Here is a 233-nt window from a genome sequence, read left to right as displayed (position 1 = left end):
GGTTGAGATAGAACGCGACTCCTTCCAGGGCGAGTGTGATGATGACAGCGCGGATAAGCAGTCCGCGGGCCGATTTTGCCGACAAGCCGGCCGCCCGCCGGCGCGCCGACGTGCGGTAGCTGGAGAAGAAGAACGCAATGCCGGCAAGTGCTACCAGCAGATAGGCGATCGGGTCCGGCATGACCATGATCTGGCCGAAACTCACGAGCCAGGAGCCATAGGGAAGATTGATC

General features: G+C 61.4%; 1 pseudogene. It reads right to left on the bottom strand.

The features are described from left to right. Positions 1-233: pseudogene (locus AF337_RS16020) on the bottom strand (sugar ABC transporter permease); the annotation flags it as partial.

Source organism: Rhizobium ecuadorense, assembly GCF_001187535.1.
GTDB lineage: Bacteria > Pseudomonadota > Alphaproteobacteria > Rhizobiales > Rhizobiaceae > Rhizobium > Rhizobium ecuadorense.
This window is presented reverse-complemented; position numbering and strand designations above follow the sequence as displayed.